Origin of the sequence: Spirillospora sp. CA-142024 (assembly GCF_050942325.1) — a bacterium.
Lineage (GTDB): Bacteria > Actinomycetota > Actinomycetes > Streptosporangiales > Streptosporangiaceae > Spirillospora.
Genome location: NZ_CP192077.1, coordinates 2,066,631 through 2,085,606 on the forward strand (window position 1 = coordinate 2,066,631; position 18,976 = coordinate 2,085,606).

The following is an 18,976-nucleotide window of genomic DNA, read 5'->3' on the forward strand; positions in this document are numbered from 1 at the left end:
CCCGCGACCTGGACCAGGCCGTCCAGCCGGTCGCCCCGGACACGTCCGCGCCCGAGACCGGCGGTCCGGGGCGTCCGCGCGTCCTGCCGCGGGCGGCGCGGGCGCTGGTCCTCGCCGCCGTGTTCACCTGCGCGGCGTGCGGGCTGGTGTACGAGCTGGCCCTGGTCGCGCTGGGCAGCTATCTGGTCGGCAACTCCGTCACCCAGGCGTCGATCGTGCTGTCGGTCATGGTCTTCGCCATGGGCGTCGGGTCGCTGCTGGCCAAGCCGCTGCAGGGCCGCGCGGTGGTGGCCTTCGCGGTCGTCGAGGGCGCGCTGGCGCTGGTCGGCGGCGTGTCCGTCCTGGCGCTGTACGCGGCGTTCGCGTGGCTCGACCTGTACGTTCCGGCGCTGGTGGTGGTGTCGTTCGCGGTCGGCGCGCTGATCGGCGCCGAGATCCCGCTGCTGATGACGCTGCTGCAGCGGATCCGCAAGCAGGACGCGGGGTCCGCGGTCGCCGACCTGTTCGCGGCCGACTACGTGGGAGCGCTGATCGGCGGGCTGGCGTTCCCGTTCCTGCTGCTGCCGACGTTCGGGCACATCAAGGGGGCGCTGCTCGTCGGCGTCGTGAACGCGGTCGCCGGGATGGCGGTCGTTCTGTGGCTGTTCCGCCGCCAGGTCGGGCGCGTCGCCCGGATCGCCCTCGCCCTCGGCATGGTCGCGGTCCTCACCGTCCTCGGCGGGACGTACGCGCTCGCGGACCGGTTCGAGGTCACGGCGCGGCAGGCGCTGTACGCCGACCCCATCGCGGTGTCGAAGCGCACGAAGTACCAGGAGATCGTGATCACCCGGCAGGCCGGGCTCGGGGCGTCGGATCTGCGCCTGTTCCTGAACGGCGACCTGCAGTTCTCGTCGGTGGACGAGTACCGGTACCACGAGTCGCTCGTCCACCCGCTGATGTCGGGGCCGCACGGCCGGGTGCTGATCCTCGGCGGCGGGGACGGTCTGGCGCTGCGCGAGGTGCTGCGGTACAAGGACGTCCGGAGCGCGACGCTGGTCGAGCTGGATCCGGAGATGATCCACCTGGCCCGGACGTACAAGCCCCTGGTGTCCCTCAACCGGCGCTCGTTCGAGGACCCGCGGGCCAAGGTCGTCAACGCCGACGCGTTCTCCTGGCTGCGCGGCCTGAAAGAGCAGTACGACGCGGTCATCGTGGACATGCCCGACCCCGACGACGTGTCCACGGCCAAGCTGTACTCGGTCGAGTTCTACGGCATGGTGAAGCGGACGCTGGCGCCGGGCGGGCGGATGGTCGTCCAGTCGGGTTCGCCGTACTTCGCGCCCAAGTCCTTCTGGAGCATCCAGAAGTCGATAGCGGCGGCCGGTCTTGCGACCACCCCGTACCACGTGGACGTGCCGAGCTTCGGCGACTGGGGATACGTCCTGGCGTCCCCCACGAAGAAGGCGCCCGTGCTCAGCCTCTCCCCGGACGCCCCTTCGCTCCGCTTCCTCGACGCGCCGGTCCTCCAGGCGTCGACGGTCTTCCCCAAGGACCGCCGCAGCCGCGACGTCGAGGTCAACACTCTCGTCCACCCTCGCCTGGTGGAATACGAGGGCCAGGAGTGGAAGAACTCCTAGTCGGGAACCGACTGCCGGTGAACCACGTGGTTACATTATTCCTGTATCAGTAATCACTTACCGAGGGAGACCGCCGGATGGGACGGGACATCTACACCGAGGAGCACGAGGCCTTCCGCGACATGGTGCGCTCCTTCATCGCCAAGGAGGCCGCGCCCTACCACGAGCAGTGGGAGAAGGACGGGATCGTCTCGCGCGAGGTGTGGCTGGCGGCGGGACGCGCGGGTCTGCTCGGCATCGACATGCCGGAGGAGTTCGGGGGCGGCGGCAATCCCGACTACCGCTACTACGTGATCATGAACGAGGAGCTGGCGAAGGCCGGCGTCCACGGTCCCGGCTTCGCCGTCCACAACGACATCAACGGCGGCTACCTGCGCCAGCTCTGCACTCCCGAGCAGAAGAAGCGCTGGTTCCCGGGCTACTGCACCGGCGAGATCATCACCGCGATCGCGATGACCGAGCCCGCCGCCGGTTCCGACCTGCAGGGCATCAAGACCACCGCGGTACGGGACGGCGACCACTACGTGGTGAACGGCTCGAAGACGTTCATCTCCAACGGCATCCTGGCCGACCTGGTCATCGTCGTCGCGAAGACGGACCCGTCCGCCGGCGCGAAGGGGGTCAGCCTCCTCGCCGTCGAGCGCGGCATGGACGGTTTCGAGCGCGGCCGCAACCTCGACAAGGTCGGCATGCACGCCCAGGACACCGCGGAGCTGTTCTTCGACAACGTCCGCGTCCCCTCGTCGAACCTCCTCGGCGAGGAGGGCATGGGGTTCGTCTACCTGATGCAGAACCTCGCCCGCGAGCGCCTGTCCATCGGCGCCACCGCGCAGGCCGCCGCCGAGACCGCGTTCGAGCAGACCCTCGAATACTGCAAGACCCGCGAGGCGTTCGGGCGTCCCATAGGCAAGTTCCAGCACAACCGCTTCACGCTCGCGGAGATGAAGACCGAGCTGACGGTCTCCCGCGCCTTCACCGACGAGTGCATCGCCAAGGAGAGCGAGGGCGAGCTGACCGCCGACGAGGCCGCGATGCTCAAGTGGTGGAACACCGAGCTGCTCAAGCGGGTCGTGGACCGCTGCGTCCAGCTGCACGGCGGCTACGGCTACATGACCGAGTACCCGATCGCCAAGGCCTACCAGGACGTCCGCATCCAGACCATTTTCGGCGGCACCACCGAGATCATGAAAGAGATCATCGGCCGCAACCTCGGCGTCTGACACCCACCGAACCGAGCGCCGCAGGCTACTCGATGACGACGCCGTGGTCTCTGGCCAGGCCGGCCAAGCCGTCCGCGTATCCCTGGCCCACGGCGCGCAGCCGCCAGCCGCCCTGGCGGCGGTAGATCTCCGCGCAGACAAGGACGGTCTCGGTCGTGGAGTCTGTCGAGAGGGCATGGGCGGTGCCGTTCTGCTCGGTCACCGTGAGCCGGACGGCGCCGGGCGGGCCGCTCGTGACCAGCAGGACGGTCGACACATCCGTGGCCAGCCGGGCCAGATCCACCCGGACCTGCTTGGCCGCGGTGTCCAGTTCGACCGCGCCGTCCGCGGAGACCGGCTGGTTGTAGAAGATGAAGTCGGCATCGGAACGGACCTTGCGATCGTGGTTCAGAAGCAGGGCGCAGGGGTCGTGGTCGGCGGATGGGAGCGCGAAGACGCACCGGAGCGCCGCCGAGGCGATCTTGACGTTCCCGCCCGCCCGGAGCGGGCTCGGGGGAGCGGCGGAGTCGGCCCTGTCGAGGTCGGGGTCGCGCCAGCCCTCCGGCGCCTCGATCCGGGCGTCCACCCCCGCGTGTTCCTGGAGCAGATACAGCAGGTTCGCGCCGTCGAGCAACTCGATGGGCTTGTTCTTCGCGAAGTCGAAAGAGGCCTGACCGTAACCGCTGGTCGTGACGAGGATGCCCTTGGACGCGCCTTCGTTCTGCAGCGTCCCGTAGAGGTCGCGGACGGCCGAGACCCCGACGGTGTTCCGGTAGCGCTTCGCCTGGATCACGACCTTGCCGCCCATGATCGGCCGCGGGTCGTAGGCGACGCAGTCGACACCGCCGTCCCGTGACGGTCTGGTCTGCCGGGTCTCCAAGCCCATCCGGCCGAACAGGTTCTGGATCAGCCCTTCGAAGTCCGTCGGGCTCATCTCCAGAAGGTTCGGCCGCTCGTCGAGTTCCCCGAGGACGTCGGTCTCCTCGACGAACCGCGGATCGACCATGTTGAACTCCAGCACTGGACGAACGGGCGAGAGTTCGGCGGTGTTCCGGGACACCCCCGCGCCCAGGTGCTTCAGGCAGGCGGCCGGTTCGACCCGCGCGAGATCGAGTTCGGAGAACGCCTCCTTGGTCGTTCGCAGTGTCAACAGGCAGGGGCGGACGGGACGGCCCGTCGCGGCGTCGACGGTGTCGACCATGCCGTTGAAGACGATGGTCGTCACGTGACCGGCGGCGTCGGCCTTGAACAGGTCCCGGACCACCCGCAACGCGATCTGGCTGATGACGGAGGTGTATTGGGGTTTGACCTGTGTGGCCGGACGTTTCGTCTCGGTGATGGAGTCGGAGGTCTTGACGTATCGGTAGGTCTTGACCGTCGGGACGACGTTGATGGTCGGTAGTTCGTACTCGACCACGAGCTGAGCGGAGTCGGGGACGTACGCCATCCGCCACTTCGATGGGAAATCGTCGGGGTAGGCGACGGTGTTGAGGACCAGGTCGAAGTAGGCGACAACGGCATCGGGTCGGCCTTCTGCGAGTTCGCGCTTGAACGCTTCGACCTCGGCGTGTTGCCGCCGCGTCCGTTCCTCCGCCTCGCTCGTCCGCCGTGCGTGCTCTTGCTGGAGGCGGCCCAGCGCGGCTTGCCGGGCCTGTTCCCGCTGAGCGTGCTCTTCGCAGGCCCGCTGGTAGTTCAGCTGACCCTGCCGGACCTGTTCCTCGTGCCGCGCCCCGCCGAGTAGTTTGGACAGCCCCGTTTGCGGGGGCGGTAGAAACGTCTCCTGCCGCGGCGGAGGTTCCGGGTGGCCTACCGGACCGGGCTCGAAAGGCGTCACCCTCGGCTTTTCCTTGAGCCGTTCGAGGTGGAAGCGGGTGTCGGTGCGCAGGCCCGACACCAGGACGGAATCCAATTCCTCCAGTCGCTGGGCAAGGCTCTCGTTCATGGCCGCGACTTCGGCCACCCGGGATTCGGCGTAGAGGCGTTTGCGCTCCTTCTCATCGGCTGCACGCGCACGCTTGTAGGCGGCTTGGGCCCGCGCCGCCTCCCGCTGCGCGGCCGCCTCCGCCCTGCGCCGCGCCGCCGCCGCGCTCTCGGCTTCGCGCTGCATCCGTGCGACCGTCGCCATGAATCCCTGACGCCTCGCCATTCACCTCACCCATCGATGACGACCCTGCGATGTCCCTACATCGCCAACAGTAAGCATTTACCCCTGCTGTTGAGGGACTTCTTGCCTGATCAGGCCAACGATCAATCGGTGTCAGGTGGGCGCCGCGCAGGTGCATGGAGAGCGTGGGACCGTCGCGACCTCAGCGGTCAGATCCAGCGCCGGCGGGGGTCGTGGCGGTCAGGAGGGCTTGGGCGGCGGTGCGGGCCTGGCGGGCCGGTTCGGGGGTGCGGTGGACGGCGGCCAGGACGGTCGCGCCACTGATCAGGATGTGCAGCTGGCCGGCCAGGGTCTCGGAGGCGGTGATCTCGGCGGTCAGTACGCGCAGATAGTCGTGGATGGCGGTCATGTGGCCGGCGACCGCCTGGGCGACCGATTCGGAGTCCTCGCCCAGTTCGCCGAAGGCGTTGTTGAACGCGCACCCACGGAATTCGGGCTGCTGGTACCACTCGTACAGCCAGTCGAAGACCGCGAGGACGCGCTCCTCCGGGGTGGGACGGTCGGCGGTGTAGGCGCGCAGCGCGGCGCGCGCCCGCTCGTCGCGCCTTCGCAGGTACGCCTCCACCAAGGCGGCCTTCGAAGGAAAGGCCCGGTACAGACGCTTGAGGGGGACCTGGGCGGTGTCGCGGATGCGGTCCATTCCCACCGCCTGGACGCCGTGGGCATAAAACAGGGCGTCAGCGGCGTCTAGCACCCGGACACGGTCCTTATCAACGGAGCTGCTGTCCATATCCGGCCATCTTCCACATCTTCTTGAAAACGATCGTTCTCGATCATACATTTCTCCGGAAGAACGTTCGTTCTCGTCTTTGACGGCAGCGCACCCGACGGGGGAAGGGTCTGCTCCATGCTGCGTATCCACTTCACGGGTGAGGATCTGGGCCGGACGCGGCTGGCCACGGGCCCGGAACCGATGTGGGAGCTGTTGCTCAGCCTGCACAAACTGACCGATGCCGAGGGGCGGATGGTCTTCGACTGCTGGCGGCGGCGCGTCCGGCCGGTGGGCGGGGCGGGGCTGCCCGCCTCGACGCGATGGCTTGCGCACCTGGCACCACCGGTCGGCTACTCCCCGGACTTCCTGACCCCCGCCAGGCAGGCCGGCGACCTGGGCACCGGCCTGGACCTGGTGCTGGCCACGCCGCGACGGCGCATCCGCCACGACCTGACCACGCTGGCGGCGCAGCAACCCTTGCGCGGCCCGGTCGCCGACCTGGCGGACGGATCCCGCAGAGCGCTGCACCGGCTCGGGCAAGCGCTGCGCGACTACCACACCCACGCCCTGGCCCCGTTCTGGAACCGCATCCGCACCTGCGTGCAGGCCGACCTCACCGTCCGCGGCAAAACCTTCCTGCACGCGGGGATCGAAGCGGTCCTCACCGACCTGCACCCCGCCGCGCGGTGGGAACCGCCGGTGCTGAAACTGCCCTACAGCAGAGACCACGACATCCACCTGGACGGCCGCGGGGTACGCCTGCTCCCATCCTTCTTCTGCTGGGGACGGCCCTTCACCTTCCACGACCCCGGACTGCCCCCGGTCATCGCCTTCCCCGTCGAACACGACCTGGACTGGCTCACCCCACCCGCCCGACGCGACCCCCGCCGCCCCCTTGCCGCGCTGCTCGGCCGCACCCGCACCACAGTGCTGACCGCACTGGCCGCCCACGGCGGCTGCACCACCACCGAACTGGCCCACCGCACCGGGATCTCCCTGGCCTCGGCCAGTCAGCACACCGGCGTACTCCGCGACGCCGGCCTCATCACCACCGTCCGCCGCGGAGCCCACGTCGTCCACACCCTGCAACCCGCCGGCACCTCACTGATCAACGCCCCCACGAAACGGGACCGGCCGGAATGAAGCACCGGGCCGCCCCCGCGCGGCCCGGTGCCGGTCTCACTGCCAGGTGATGCCGTGCTCGACGCAGGTGTCCCACCAGGCGTCGGACCGGCAGACCGCGATCTGCTTCTTCTTGGGCGCCTTCTTGTAGTGGCTGCACTTGCTGCCCGACTTCTTGTCCCAGTAGTAGGGCTTGGGGTGCTCCATGTGCGACTGGTTCTGGAACGAGACGTAGACCCCGTGGCCGTCCTTGCGCTTGTCGCACACTGTGAAGTCGCGCTTCTTCTGGTCGAGGACGGCCTTGCCGTAGATGGTTCCATCGTCGTCGTTGGTGTAGACGGTGAGGTAGCGGCCTTCGATCAGCTTCGTCGACACGTGCAGGCCTCCGGCCACCGGCGCCGACGCCGCGGCCTGGGTGGTGGCCGCGTTCGCCGTCGATGCGGCGCCGATGGAGGGCGCGGCGAAGGCGAGAGCCGCGGTGGCGGCGATCGCGGTGGTGCGAATGCGCATGAGCTTTCTCCCCGTGAGAGTGGTTCGCGATTTTCCCCTTGCCAGGTCCTGGCGATGGCCATCCTCCGGGAGGGACCACAAGTCCACAGCCCCCCTTTCAGCCCTGCCTGAATGGTCGAGCGCTCACCGTGGTGAAACCCCTCGGGTGTCACGTTGGGGCGCGTGAACGCACATGAGGATGTGGTCGTACGGCTCGGTTCCGTACTCAAGGCATACGGCGACGTCGCCGCGCTGGACGGGGTGAACCTGGAGATCCGGCGCGGTGACGCCGTCGCCGTGATGGGGCCGTCCGGCAGCGGCAAGTCGACGCTGCTCAACATGGTCGCGGGACTGGACAGGCCCACGTCCGGCACGGTGACGGTGGACGGCGAGGACATCACCCGGATGGGCGAGGCGGCGCTGGCCCGCTTCCGGCGCCGCCGGGTCGGCATGGTCTTCCAGTTCTTCAACCTGCTCGACGACCTGCCGGCGCTGGAGAACGTCGCGCTGGCCGCACGGCTGGTCGGCGTCCCGGCGCGCAAGGCGCGGGCCCGGGCGCTGGAGCTGCTGGACGAGCTCGGCATCGCCGACCGGCGCGACGCCTACCCGGCGGTGCTGAGCGGTGGCGAACGGCAGCGCGTCGGGGTGGCGCGGGCGCTGGTGAACCGGCCGGCGCTGCTGCTGGCGGACGAGCCGACCGGGGCGCTCGACAGCGCCACCGGCGAGCAGGTCGTCGACCTGCTGCTCGACCTCAACCGGAAGGGGCAGACGGTGCTGCTGGTCACCCATGACCAGGCGCTCGCCAGGCGGTGCGCGACCCGGCTGGTCGACTTCATGGACGGCCGGATCGTCCGAGAGACCGTCCCCGAGCGGGGAAGCCTCCGATGAGTGCCGTCTGGGCGGCCTCGCGGGCCGGGGTGCGGCGCCGGCGACTGCAGACGGTCAGCATCGGCGTCGTCGTGGCACTGTCCACTGCGACCCTCGTGTTCGGGCTCGGCCTGCTGGCCGCCTCGAACTCGCTGTTCGACGACGCCTTCGGCGAGGCCCGCGGAGCGCACGCGACCGTCACCTTCGACGCCGCCAAGGTGACGTCCGAGCGGGCCGCGGCGACCGCGGACGCGTCCGGCGTCACCGCCGCCGCGGGCCCCTTCCGGACGGCCACGCTGCGGCAGTCGCGAGGTGCGGGCCCCATGGAGGCGGGAGGCGACGGTCTCCTCGTCGCCGGGCGGGCCGACCCCGGCGGACCGGTGGACAGGCTGACGGTCACGTCCGGACGGTGGGCCAGGGCGCCCGGCGAGATCGTGCTCCGGGGCAAGCCCATGGGTCCGCTGCGGCTGGGAAGCAAGGTGACGTCCCCGGGGCTGCCGGAGCTCACCGTCGTCGGTTTCGCCACGTCGGTGACGAACGCCCGGCCCGGCGACTCCGGGCCGGGCGGCTGGGTGACGCCGAGCCAGATCGGCGCGCTCCGGCCGGACGGGCTGCTGATGGAGTACCGGTTCGCCCGCGCCGCCGACGCGGCCCAGGTCCGGCAGAGCCTGGCCACGGCGACCGCCGGGCTGCCGACGCGGGGCCACGAGTCCTACGTGATCGTCAAGCGGGCGTTCGAGACGAGGTTCGACCAGCTGATCCCGTTCGTCACCGTCTTCGGCGCCCTCGCCATGGCCGTGTCGGTGTTCCTCATCGCCAACGTGGTGAGCGGCGCGGTCATCTCCGGGTACCGGCGCATCGGCGTCATGAAGGCGATCGGCTTCACCCCGGCCCAGGTGACCGCCGCCTACGTCTCGATGGTCATGATCCCGGCGGTGCTCGGCTGCGCGACGGGTCTGGTGGCCGGCCACCTGCTCGCCGCGCGGATGGCGGCAGACCTGGCGTCCGGCTTCGACCTGCCGTCCACGGGCGGCGCCGCCCCCGTGCTGGACGGGGCGGCGGGTGTAGGCGTCCTCGCGGTGGTGGTGCTGGCCTGCCTCCTCCCGGCGCTGCGGGCCGGACGGCTTCCGGCGGTCCAGGCGATCAGCGCGGGAACCGTGTCGCGGCGGGGGAGCGGACGGCGGGCGCAGCGGTGGCTGGCCCGGACCCGGCTGCCCGCTCCGCTCGGGCTGGGGCTGAGCCTGCCCGTGGCGCGTCCCGCACGGTCGGCGCTCACGCTCGCGGGGCTCTGCCTGGGCGTGACCGCGGTGACCATGGGGGCGGGGCTGCAGCAGACGGCCACGGGCATCATGACGGCGGACACCGAAGGGCACACGTCCGTCCGGGTGGGGGCCGTCCCTCGCCCCGACGGGACGTCGGGGCCGTCCGAGCAGCAGATGTTCGCCGTGGTGCGCTCCCAGCCGGGGACCGCCCATGTGATGTCGTCCGGCGTCGCGGCCGTGACGATCGCGGGGTTCCCTTCAAAGATGGAGGCCGAGACCTACAGCGGGGATTACCGCCCGTTCCTCGGCGACAACCTCGTCCGCGGACGCTGGTTCACCCGCGCCGGCGAGGTCGTGCCCAGCGAGGCGTTCCTGCGGCTCCAGCACCTGGACGTGGGCGACACCCTGACCATGCAGGTGAACAAGAAGCAGGTCACGGCCCGGATCGTGGGCTCGTTCGCCCACCCGGACACCGACCGGCTGATGCTCGACGCGGCGAGCGTTCCCGCCGGGAACGAGTCCGAGCCGCGGCCGGTCTCGGTGATCGTGAAGCCGGGGACCGACCCGACCGGCTACGCCGGCCGGATCAACGCGACGACGCCGTCCAGCGGGCTGTTCGCCGAGGTCAGCTCGCCCGATCTCGGCGGCAGGGTGATCTTCAGCGGCCTGTTCCTGCTGTTCTCGCTGATCATCTGCACGGCGGCTGGACTCGGGGTGCTGAACAGCGTCGTGCTGAGCGCCCGGGAGCGCAGCCGGGACCTCGGCGTGCTCAAGGCCATCGGGATGTCGCCGCGGCAGGTCGTCCTCATGATGGTGACGTCGATGGCCGCCCTGGGGATCATCGGCGGCGCGATCGGGGTCCCGCTCGGGGTGCTCGCCCACCACGGTGTCGTGGCGCTCACCGGTGACCTGCTCGCCAGCGGGATGGCCGCGTCGTGGATCCACGTCTACTCCTGGCCCCTCCTCACGCCGCTCGCCTGCGCCGGACTGCTCGTCGCCGTCCTCGGGGCCTGGCTGCCCGCCGGCTGGGCCGCCGCCACCCGCACCGCCTCGGTGCTCCGCAGCGAATGAGGCGGCATCGTGGAGGCCACGGTCACCGAGAGCCCGCCGCCGGGGTTCGCCGTGGCCTCCACGGTGCAGTCGTGGGCGCCGGCGATGGCGGCGACGATCGACAGGCCGAGCCCCGCCCCGTCGGCGGGCCCCGTCCGGTCCGCGTGCAGCCTCCGGAACGGCTCGAAGAGCTCGTCCACCTTGCCGGGCGGAACGTCCGGACCGGTGTTGCGGACGACCAGCCCGGCATCCCGCGACAGTTCGACGGAGACGCTCCCGCCGGGATGGTTGTACCGGATCGCGTTCTGCACCAGGTTGGCGACCATCCGGGTGAGCAGGACCTCGTCCCCGGGAATCGTGACCGGCTCCAGGACGGCGGTGACGGTGACACCGTCCTGCTCGGCGAGCGTCAGGTTGTCCTCGGTGACCTGCCCGGCCACCACGTCGAGATCCACCGGGCTTCGCGCGTCCAGCCCGCGCTCGCCCTGCGCCAGGACGAGCAGCCCCTCGATCAGCCGCTCGGACCGCAGGGTGTTGCGCAGCATCTCGGCCCGGACCGTGGCGAGCCTTCCGGGCGAGGGATCGGCCAGCCCGACCTCGATGGCGGTCCGCTGGATGGAGAGGGGCGTGCGCAGCTCGTGGGACGCGTTGGCGACGAAGCGGCGCTGGCTCTCGATCGCCTTCTCCAGCCGGTCGAGCATGGCGTCGAAGGTGTCGGCGAGCTCCTTCAGCTCGTTCTGGGGCCCGCCCAGCGCGATGCGTTCGTGCAGGGTGGACAGCGACAGCCGGCGGGCCGTGGCGGTGACGCGGTGCAGCGGCCGCAGCAGGCGCCCGGTGAGCCACCACGACACCGCGAACGCCAGCACGACGATGACCACGATGGCGACCAGGATGACGAGCCGCTGCGACACCACCAGGCTTTCCTGGAACTCCTCCGGCCCGACGGGCTCCTTCGCTCCCGGCCGCGGGGCGGCCGGCGGCGACGGCACGATGACGCTGCAGGGGCCGGGGGCACGCCGAACGCACGGGACCCCGTCGCTCGGCCTCACGAAGGGGACGTCCCGCACCCGGTCGTTGACGATCCTCCTCTGGTACCACAGCACGGCGCTGAGCACCCCCAGGGTGATCACGGCGAAGAGCCCGCCGTAGAGCAGCGTCATCCTGGCCCGCACGGTCATCGGCCTCACATCCGGTACCCGCTTCCCGGCACGGTGACGATGACGGGCGGCCGGCCGAGCTTGGCCCGCAGCTTGCTCATGGTCACCTTGACGACGGTGGTGAACGGGTCGGTGTTCTCGTCCCAGGCCCGTTCCAGCAGGGTCTCGGTGCTGACGACCGTGCCCCGCGCCTGCATCAGCACCTCCAGCACCGCGTACTCCTTACGGGACAGGGGCACATGGCGTCCGTCGCGGTGCACCTGCTGCCGCGCCGTGTCCAGCGTGATGCCGCCGTGCTCCAGCACCGGCGGCAGCGGCGGGACGCTCCGCCGGCCCAGCGCGTTGACCCGTGCCACCAGCTCGTCGAACGCGAAGGGCTTGGCCAGATAGTCGTCCGCGCCCAGATTCAGCCCGTCGACCCGCTCGTGCACCGCCCCCGACGCGGTCAGCATCAGGATGCGCACCGGCTCCCCGCGCCGCGCCAGCTCGCGGCAGATGTCGTCGCCGTGCATCTCGGGCAGATCCCGGTCCAGCACGAGAACGTCGTAGTCGTTGACCGTGAGCCGCTCCATGGCCCCGGCCCCGTCGTAGGCGACGTCGACCGCCATCGCCCGCTTGCGCAGCCCTTCGGCCACCAGATCGGCCAGAAAACGCTCGTCCTCGGCCACGAGTATCCGCATCGTCCCATTCCCGCAGAACACGGATAAGCCGACGGTTAACGCTCCGCTAAGATCACGGGCATGGAGGGGACGGCCGCCCGGAACGAGTGGGCCCGCGAACTGATGATCAAGCACCTCGAACGCCATGGGGCCGAGCTCACCTCCGCGATCACCACGCGTGAGACATGGCAGCGGCTCGGGCACCCGGACGTCCTCGACTACGTCGTGAACGCCGACCTCACCCCGCCGCCCGGCCGTCTGATCGCCCACCGGAACCGCGCGTTCGGCCGCCTCTTCCTCGTGGTCAGCCACTTCCCGACCGTCAAGTACCGGAAGATCCGCAAAGAGCTGCTGCCGTCCGGCTACCTCGCCCTGCTGGACCCGATCCTGCACTCGTCGGGCTTCTCCGCCGGCGAGGTCGACCTGGGCCACTGGATGCTCCTCAAGGACGAGCAGGGCAACCGGGCCGTCACCCTGACCTACCTCCCGGCGAACCGCGAGACGATCCCCTTCCTCCCCTGGGACCTCCTCTCCTCGGAGGAACGCCGCAAGGTGGACCAGTTCATCGCCTGAGCCTGCGGGCGCCGCGAAAGAGCGGCGCGCCGGCGCCGTCACCCGGCCACACGGTAGAGGTGGCCTGCCTTCCGTGATCGCTGTATAGTGCGGGCCGCAAGGGTCGGGTCAACTCTTGTACGCACTCTGCACGTGCGCGGTAAAGCATGTGCGTGTTCGGGTGCGAACAAGGGTTGGGCAGCCCTTGCACCCGAAAAACCGTCCGTGCCCGGTTCAGGCATGGTGCTCGGGTGTGAGTGAGGCCTGACAACCTCTCTCGCGTCCGGGGAAGCATCCGTGTCCGGTCAAGACATGGGTGTATTTCGAGTGTGGATGAGGGTCGATGATCCTCCTCTCCCACCCGGAGAACCGCCCATGTCCGGTCAAGGCATGGTGCTCGGGTGTGAGCTTGGGTTGACAACCCTTGCCTCCATTCGGGGAAACGTCCGTGTCCGGTCAAGACACGGGTGTGGTGGGTGCGATGAGGGTAGGGCAAAACCCTCGCCTCGCATCTGTAATCGGTGTCTCAGACGGAGACACCGAACGTGAGGTCGAAGGTCCGTCTGACCTGAGGCTTCATGCACAACGGTGGGTTTGGAACCCCCCCGATGAGGTCGGCGGCCTGGCCGCTGACCTTCCTGCGAAGGGGAGATGTCACTCTCCTTCGCCATTCGACCCGGCGTCGAGGAGCACACCTCCTCAGCGCTTCCCAACTACGGCGGCAGGGAGTGAATCTCCTTGCCGTTTTCCTTTGCACGGACGCCCCTTCACCGAACCGGCGCCTCGACCGGGGTACGACCATTGGTGCCGGCACACTCACTGGAAAGGACAGCCATGGACTTCAAGCTGGAACTGGTTCAGGTCCCGGTCTCGGACGTCGACCGTGCGAAGGCCTTCTACACCGACAAGGTCGGGTTCAACGCCGACCATGACCACCAGGTGAACGAGGAGATCCGCTTCGTCCAGCTGACACCGCCCGGGTCGGCCTGCTCGATCTCCATCGGCACCGGGCTGGGTGTGGAGATGACGCCGGGCTCCGTCCAGGGACTGCAGATGGTCGTCGAGGACGCCGACGCCGCCCGCGCGGAACTGGCCGCCCGAGGCGTCGAGGTCAGCGAGGTGCAGGACTTCCCCTGGGGCCGCTTCGTCTTCTTCAAGGACCTGGACGGCAACGGCTGGAACATCCAGCAGCCGACAGTCCCCGCCTGAGCAGGCCCGAACGGACCCGGCCACTTTTTGGTTCATCGAAGCTAGAATTCGCCCGTATGAGGGCAGCGGTGCACTACCGGTACGGGCCTCCGGAAGTCGTTCGGATCGTCGAGGTGGACAAACCCTCGATCGGAGATCAAGACGTTCTCGTGCGGGTTCACGCGACGACCGTCAACCGGACGGATTGCGGCTACCGGGCGGCCAAGCCCTTCTTCATCCGCTTGCTCACCGGACTTGCCAGGCCGCGGCGTCGCGTCCTCGGGACCGAGTACGCGGGAGTGGTGGAAGCAGCCGGACCGGGCGTCACGGCCTTCGCCATCGGTGACCGTGTGTTCGGGTACAACGAAGGCGCCTTTGGAACCCACGCCGAGTATCTGTCCGTTCCGCAGGGCGGGGCCGTTGCGACCATGCCGACAGGTGTGACCTTCGAGGAGGTCGCTCCTGGTACCGAGGGCGCACATTACGCGCTGTCATTCATCGAAACGGCGGCCGTCCGGGCGGGGCACGACGTGCTCGTCTATGGCGCGACCGGAGCCATAGGCTCGGCGGCGGTGCAGCTCCTGAAGCAACGCGGGGCCACCGTGACAGCGGTGTGTGACACGGCGCACTTGGAGCTGGTGAAAGGCCTGGGCGCGGACCGGGTCGTCGACTACACGACGCAGGACTTCACGAGGGACGAACAGAGCTACGACGCGGTGTTCGACGCGGTCGGCAAGAGCACGTTCGGACGTTGCAGGCGGCTGTTAAAGCCACGTGGGGCATATCTGTCCTCGGATCTGGGGCCCTGGTGGCAGAACATACTCTTGCCGTTGGTCACACCCCTGTTCCGGGGCAGGAAGGTGAAGTTCCCCCTGCCGAAGCAGGGGCAAGACATGGTGCAGATCTTCCGGGGCCTGATCGAAACAGGAGAGTTCAGACCCGTCATCGACCGCCGTTACCCGCTGGAACAGATCGTCGACGCCTACCGGTACGTCGAGACCGGACGGAAGATAGGCAATGTCGTCATCACCATCGTCCCGGACTGACCTCAACGGACGGTTCGGCAACGGGCCGCTTCAAGGTCGGTGATCCACGCGCTGTTCCGACGGTCGCCCGCGAGGACGATCTTTGGCCGTGTGGTCGGCGGGTCGTCGTGGGCCGCGGGTCCGGGACGGCAGCAGCGCGGCGACGAGAGCGGCGCCGAGCGCTACGCAGATCGCGCCTGCGGTGAGCCCGCCCGAGTATCCCATTACGGCCAGCGTGGCCACCCCGACGGCGCCGCCGATCTGTTGGACGGAGGTGAACAGGGCCGAGCCGAGACCGGCGTTCTCCACGGTGGTGCCGTCGACCGCGGCTGCGGCCATGACGGGCAGGCTCAGCCCGTTGCCCACGCTCAGGATGAGCATGCCGGGCAGGACGTGGGCGGCATAGGAATCGCCGGCCGATACGGCGGACAACAGCAGGAGGCCGGCGATGTTGACCAGGAAGGCCAGCATGAGCGCCCACCGTGTCCCGATCCTGAGCGAGATGCGGGAGGACAGCCACATGCCCGCCAGGATGCCGGCGCCATAGGGCAGGTAGGTGACGCCGGCCAGGAACGGGCGGTACCCCAGAGCGGTCTGGATCTGGATCATCAGCAGGAACGACATCGCGTACATCGCCATCGAGAAAAGCAGCGTCGCGCCGTTGGCGACCGTCCGCGTCCGCGAGGCCAGGAACGCTCCGGGCACCAGTGGCGCCGCCGCACGCGACTCCGCTGCCAGGAACGCCACCGCCAAGGCGGTGGACAGCGCGACGGCACCGATGACGACCGGATCGCCCCAGCCGGTCTCTGCGACCCGCAGCAGCCCGTACACCAGCGACACCGCGGCAGCGGTGGCCAGGAGCGCGCCGGGAACATCGAGCCCGCCCCGGCCGGGGGCGAGCGACTCGGGGATCAGGCGGGGAAGCAGCACCAGAGCCACGACCACGACGGGAAGGTTGATGAGGAAGATCCCCCGCCAGGACACCAGGTCGGTCAGCGCTCCCGACAGCACCAGACCCGAAGTTCCGCCCAGGGCCGCGAGGCCGCCCCAGATGCCCAGTGCCCTGGCCCGCTCCTCCCGCCCCGGATACAGCAAGGTGACCATCGACATCGCCGCCGGACCGGCCATCGCCGAACCCGTGCCCTGCACGAACCGCCCGATCACCAGTTGCCACGGCTCTTGCGCGAGCCCGCAGGCCAGGCTGGCCACCCCGAACAACGCCACGCCGATGAGAAAGACGCGGCGGCGGCCCAGCAGATCCGCCATCCGGCCGCACAACAGCAGCAGCCCGCCGAAGGCCAGGAAGTAGGCGTTGACGACCCAGGGCAGATCGGAGGCGCTGAAGCCCAGCTCATCGCGGATGCTGGGCAGGGCGACGCTCACGACGGTGTCATCGAGCACGAGCATGAACTGGACAAGGCACAACACGATCATCGGCACCCGACGACGCTATGGCGCGCTCAATTTGGCCACAATCCGCGGTGAGGCCAGGCTATGTCGCATGGAGGACATCGGCGCGATCATCGTCGGCAGCTTCCCGCTGGCCTCGGGGGAGTGGATCCCTCCGCACAGCCACACCCATCACCAGCTCGCCTGGACCCGGCGCGGCGTCCTCGGCGTCGGTGTGGGCGAGGTGTACTGGGTCCTGCCGCCCACCCGGGCGCTGTGGCTGCCCGCGGGGATCACCCATACGACCGGCGCGACCCGCGAAGCGGTGCTGTGCAGCCTCTATCTCGCGCCGGAACGCTGCCCGCTGGACTGGCCCGAGCCGACGGTGGTCGGTATCGACGGCCTGCTGGCCGAGCTGATCGAGTACCTGGCCCGCACCGACCTCGCCGACGACGCGCGGCTGCGCGCCGAGGCTCTCCTGCCCGATCTGCTGCTCCCGCTGCCCGCACGCCCCATCGATGTGCCGCACCCCACCGACGAGCGCGTCCAGGTGGTGGCGGCCGCTTTGCTGGCAGACCCGGCGGACCCGCGCAGCCTGGAGGCCCACGCCTTCGCGGCGGGGGTGAGCAGGCGAACGATGACGCGGCTGTTCGTGCGCGACACGGGCATGAGCTTCGACCAGTGGCGCACGCGGGTGCGGCTGCGCGCCGCCCTGCCGCTGCTGGCCGAGGGGCAGCCGGTATCGCGGGTGGCGCACAACGTGGGGTATGCCACGGCGAGCGCGTTCCTGGCGGCATTCCGCCGCACGGTCGGCACCACACCCCGGCGCTACCTGCTGAGTCGTTGACCCGCACTCGCCTACCGCCTGGTGCCCGAGCCAGGGCCCGACCGTCCTTGCGCAGGTGACCCCGGATGGCGGCGCGACCTGGTCCGCGCACACCACCCAGCCCCGCCTACCTGAAAGAGCGGAGGCTGCTACCCGAGGATCCGCCCGCCGTACGCCTTGTGCTCGGGGAGGAACGGCCTGGCGGGCACCTGTTCGTGCACGCGCCGTGCGGGCTCGCCGCCGTGGTCAGCCAGTTCGACTGAGGCCGGATGCGGTCTTGGGCGTTCTGCAGACCGACTGGACGGTATGTAATGCGGGGGTCTGCCAGAGGAGGATCATGCGCGTCCGTTCCCTTGCCGCCCTTGCCGCTCTCGTTCTCGCCTCGGTCGTTCCGACGAGCGCGGCGCATGCCGACCGGGTTCCCGACGACCAGCCGCTTCCCGGGTACACGATCGACAATCCGCCGCTCGCGCCCGTCCTGGTGCACGGGAAGCCGTCACGGGTGCTGCAGGGCGTCCATCGCCATGCCGCCTACGACATCGAGGTGCCGCCGCACTGGAATGGCAAGCTGGCGCTCTACGCGCACGGTTATGCCGGGCAGGGGTTCGTGCTGACGGTCGGGCCTCCGCCGTTCGGGCTGCGGCAGCGGCTGCTCGACCAGGGGTACGCGTGGGCGGCGTCGTCCTACTACGACAACGGTTACGACGTCCGGGCGGGCGTGCTGAGCACCCGCGACGTGGCCGAGTTGTTCGCCGACAAGGTGGGACGGCCCAAGCAGCGCATCATCGCCGGCGTCTCGATGGGCGGGCACATCATCGGACGCTCGCTCGAACAGTTCCCGGGCTACTACGACGGCGCGCTGCCCATGTGCGGGGTGCTCGGCGACAACGAACTGTTCGACTTCTTCCTCGACTACAACGTGGTCGCCCAGGATCTGTCCGGCATCCGCGAGTACCCGGTCACGGACCAGTACGCGACGGTGACCGTACCGAAGATCGAGGCGGCGCTCGGGCTGACCGGTCTGCGGCCGGGCGGGCCGGACACCACGAACGAGCGCGGCAAGCAGTTCCGCTCGATCGTCATCGACCGGACGGGTGGCAAGCGCCCCGGCGACGTCCAGTCGTTCGCGGTTTGGAAGGATTTCCCGTTCACGCTCGCTACGCCCGAGCCACCGGACGCCACCCTGGCCGAGTATCCGGCGCAGCTGTCGACCAACCTGTTCACCCGGTATGAGCCGAACGAGCCGGTGAACGTCAACGCGACGGTGCAGCGGGTGCGGGCCGCGAATCTTCCGGCGCGGCTGTCGAACCGGCTGTCGCAGGTGCCGCGCATCAACGGGCGTCCGACCGTGCCCGTGCTGAGCCTGCATGGGCTGGGGGACATGTTCGTCCCGTTCTCCATGGAGCAGATCTACGCGAAGGAGGTCGCGCGGAACCGCCGGTCGGGCCTGCTCGTCCAGCGCGCCATCCGCACGACCCAGCACTGCGAGTTCTCGAACGTGGAAGCGGGGACGGCCTGGGACGATCTCGTCCGCTGGATCGACCGGGGGAGGCGCCCCGCCGGTGACGTGACCACGAAGCCGTCGGTGGTGGCGCGTCCGGACTACGGCTGCCGGTTCAGCGATCCCGCCGCCTACGCGGCCGGGTCGGGGACGCGGCGGCTGTTCCCCGCCTGCCCCTAGGGTCCACCGCCTGCCCCG

At 69.7% G+C, this 18,976-nt stretch carries 16 protein-coding genes and 1 pseudogene; 11 read left to right on the forward strand and 6 right to left on the reverse strand.

The annotated features are described in order from the left end of the window. Nucleotides 1-83: 83 nt before the first annotated feature. Nucleotides 84-1,616 carry a polyamine aminopropyltransferase gene (locus tag ACQPZP_RS09985; protein ID WP_433479581.1) on the forward strand — a complete coding sequence of 511 codons (1,533 nt, stop codon included), beginning with the start codon at nt 84-86 and terminating at the stop codon, nt 1,614-1,616. Nucleotides 1,617-1,693: 77 nt separating this feature from the next. After that, nucleotides 1,694-2,836 carry an acyl-CoA dehydrogenase family protein gene (locus ACQPZP_RS09990; RefSeq protein WP_433477348.1) on the forward strand — a complete coding sequence of 381 codons (1,143 nt, stop codon included), beginning with the start codon at nt 1,694-1,696 and terminating at the stop codon, nt 2,834-2,836. Between the two features lie 25 nt (nt 2,837-2,861). On the opposite strand, the gene ACQPZP_RS09995 is transcribed toward ACQPZP_RS09990, so the two are convergent. Together ACQPZP_RS09995 and ACQPZP_RS10000 are read right to left on the reverse strand one after the other, a co-directional pair. Then, entirely contained in the window at nt 2,862-4,940 is a 2,079-nt protein-coding gene (locus ACQPZP_RS09995) for a restriction endonuclease (protein WP_433477349.1), read from the reverse strand. A gap of 181 nt (nt 4,941-5,121) precedes the next feature. Then, entirely contained in the window at nt 5,122-5,760 is a 639-nt protein-coding gene (locus tag ACQPZP_RS10000; protein WP_433479582.1) for a TetR/AcrR family transcriptional regulator, read from the reverse strand. Nucleotides 5,761-5,826: 66 nt separating this feature from the next. Between ACQPZP_RS10000 and ACQPZP_RS10005 the strand changes: the two genes are divergently transcribed. Continuing rightward, nucleotides 5,827-6,834: a MarR family transcriptional regulator gene (locus ACQPZP_RS10005; RefSeq protein WP_433477350.1), complete on the forward strand. Its 1,008-nt coding sequence runs from the start codon at nt 5,827-5,829 to the stop codon at nt 6,832-6,834. Between the two features lie 36 nt (nt 6,835-6,870). Here the strand turns inward: ACQPZP_RS10005 and ACQPZP_RS10010 are convergent, their stop codons facing one another. Continuing rightward, a complete protein-coding gene (locus ACQPZP_RS10010) occupies nt 6,871-7,323 on the reverse strand; it encodes a hypothetical protein (protein ID WP_433477351.1) in 453 nt (150 codons plus the stop codon). A gap of 162 nt (nt 7,324-7,485) precedes the next feature. On the opposite strand from ACQPZP_RS10010, the gene ACQPZP_RS10015 reads away from it, so the two are divergent. Together ACQPZP_RS10015 and ACQPZP_RS10020 are read left to right on the forward strand one after the other, a co-directional pair. Then, nucleotides 7,486-8,190: an ABC transporter ATP-binding protein gene (locus ACQPZP_RS10015; protein WP_433477352.1), complete on the forward strand. Its 705-nt coding sequence runs from the start codon at nt 7,486-7,488 to the stop codon at nt 8,188-8,190. 596 nt (nt 8,191-8,786) lie between these two features. Next, a pseudogene (locus tag ACQPZP_RS10020) lies at nt 8,787-10,394 on the forward strand (FtsX-like permease family protein); the annotation flags it as partial. Here ACQPZP_RS10020 and ACQPZP_RS10025 read toward each other — a convergent pair. Further along, nucleotides 10,379-11,659: a sensor histidine kinase gene (locus tag ACQPZP_RS10025; RefSeq protein WP_433477353.1), complete on the reverse strand. Its 1,281-nt coding sequence runs from the start codon at nt 11,657-11,659 to the stop codon at nt 10,379-10,381. The pseudogene ACQPZP_RS10020 and the gene ACQPZP_RS10025 sit on opposite strands and share 16 nt — an antisense overlap. 5 nt (nt 11,660-11,664) lie before the next feature. Next, entirely contained in the window at nt 11,665-12,318 is a 654-nt protein-coding gene (locus tag ACQPZP_RS10030; protein ID WP_433477354.1) for a response regulator transcription factor, read from the reverse strand. A gap of 60 nt (nt 12,319-12,378) precedes the next feature. Between ACQPZP_RS10030 and ACQPZP_RS10035 the strand changes: the two genes are divergently transcribed. From ACQPZP_RS10035 to ACQPZP_RS10045, 3 genes are all read left to right on the forward strand, one after another. Continuing rightward, nucleotides 12,379-12,870: a hypothetical protein gene (locus ACQPZP_RS10035; RefSeq protein ID WP_433477355.1), complete on the forward strand. Its 492-nt coding sequence runs from the start codon at nt 12,379-12,381 to the stop codon at nt 12,868-12,870. Between the two features lie 813 nt (nt 12,871-13,683). Further along, nucleotides 13,684-14,058, forward strand: coding sequence for a glyoxalase superfamily protein (locus ACQPZP_RS10040; protein ID WP_433477356.1), 375 nt, complete (start codon nt 13,684-13,686; stop codon nt 14,056-14,058). A gap of 56 nt (nt 14,059-14,114) precedes the next feature. Beyond that, the gene (locus ACQPZP_RS10045) at nt 14,115-15,083 is read left to right on the forward strand and encodes an NAD(P)-dependent alcohol dehydrogenase (protein WP_433477357.1); all 969 of its coding nucleotides are present in this window, start codon (nt 14,115-14,117) and stop codon (nt 15,081-15,083) included. Between the two features lie 30 nt (nt 15,084-15,113). Here the strand turns inward: ACQPZP_RS10045 and ACQPZP_RS10050 are convergent, their stop codons facing one another. Beyond that, complete coding sequence (locus ACQPZP_RS10050) at nt 15,114-16,496, reverse strand: MFS transporter (RefSeq protein WP_433479583.1); 1,383 nt, start codon at nt 16,494-16,496, stop codon at nt 15,114-15,116. Between the two features lie 67 nt (nt 16,497-16,563). Here ACQPZP_RS10050 and ACQPZP_RS10055 point away from each other — a divergent pair, with 67 nt between their 5' ends. The 3 genes from ACQPZP_RS10055 (at nt 16,564) to ACQPZP_RS10065 (ending at nt 18,958) form a co-directional block, all read left to right on the forward strand. Beyond that, nucleotides 16,564-17,298 carry an AraC family transcriptional regulator gene (locus ACQPZP_RS10055; RefSeq protein WP_433477358.1) on the forward strand — a complete coding sequence of 245 codons (735 nt, stop codon included), beginning with the start codon at nt 16,564-16,566 and terminating at the stop codon, nt 17,296-17,298. Between the two features lie 65 nt (nt 17,299-17,363). Continuing rightward, entirely contained in the window at nt 17,364-17,540 is a 177-nt protein-coding gene (locus ACQPZP_RS10060; protein ID WP_433477359.1) for a hypothetical protein, read from the forward strand. A gap of 74 nt (nt 17,541-17,614) precedes the next feature. Further along, a complete protein-coding gene (locus tag ACQPZP_RS10065; protein ID WP_433477360.1) occupies nt 17,615-18,958 on the forward strand; it encodes a hypothetical protein in 1,344 nt (447 codons plus the stop codon). The last annotated feature ends 18 nt before the right edge of the window (nt 18,959-18,976 follow it).

Excerpts from the sequence above, each read along its gene's own strand:
- ACQPZP_RS10040 (WP_433477356.1), top strand. The coding sequence starts at position 13,684 with ATGGACTTCAAGCTGGAACTGGTTCAGGTCCCGGTCTCGGACGTCGAC.
- ACQPZP_RS10035 (WP_433477355.1), top strand. The coding sequence starts at position 12,379 with ATGGAGGGGACGGCCGCCCGGAACGAGTGGGCCCGCGAACTGATGATC.
- ACQPZP_RS09990 (WP_433477348.1), top strand. The coding sequence starts at position 1,694 with ATGGGACGGGACATCTACACCGAGGAGCACGAGGCCTTCCGCGACATG.
- ACQPZP_RS09995 (WP_433477349.1), bottom strand. The coding sequence starts at position 4,940 with ATGGCGACGGTCGCACGGATGCAGCGCGAAGCCGAGAGCGCGGCGGCG.
- ACQPZP_RS10030 (WP_433477354.1), bottom strand. The coding sequence starts at position 12,318 with ATGCGGATACTCGTGGCCGAGGACGAGCGTTTTCTGGCCGATCTGGTG.
- ACQPZP_RS10025 (WP_433477353.1), bottom strand. The coding sequence starts at position 11,659 with ATGACCGTGCGGGCCAGGATGACGCTGCTCTACGGCGGGCTCTTCGCC.
- ACQPZP_RS10005 (WP_433477350.1), top strand. The coding sequence starts at position 5,827 with ATGCTGCGTATCCACTTCACGGGTGAGGATCTGGGCCGGACGCGGCTG.
- ACQPZP_RS10045 (WP_433477357.1), top strand. The coding sequence starts at position 14,115 with ATGAGGGCAGCGGTGCACTACCGGTACGGGCCTCCGGAAGTCGTTCGG.
- ACQPZP_RS10050 (WP_433479583.1), bottom strand. The coding sequence starts at position 16,496 with ATGATCGTGTTGTGCCTTGTCCAGTTCATGCTCGTGCTCGATGACACC.
- ACQPZP_RS10000 (WP_433479582.1), bottom strand. The coding sequence starts at position 5,760 with ATGTATGATCGAGAACGATCGTTTTCAAGAAGATGTGGAAGATGGCCG.
- ACQPZP_RS10060 (WP_433477359.1), top strand. The coding sequence starts at position 17,364 with ATGGCGGCGCGACCTGGTCCGCGCACACCACCCAGCCCCGCCTACCTG.
- ACQPZP_RS10065 (WP_433477360.1), top strand. The coding sequence starts at position 17,615 with ATGCGCGTCCGTTCCCTTGCCGCCCTTGCCGCTCTCGTTCTCGCCTCG.
- ACQPZP_RS10055 (WP_433477358.1), top strand. The coding sequence starts at position 16,564 with ATGGAGGACATCGGCGCGATCATCGTCGGCAGCTTCCCGCTGGCCTCG.
- ACQPZP_RS10010 (WP_433477351.1), bottom strand. The coding sequence starts at position 7,323 with ATGCGCATTCGCACCACCGCGATCGCCGCCACCGCGGCTCTCGCCTTC.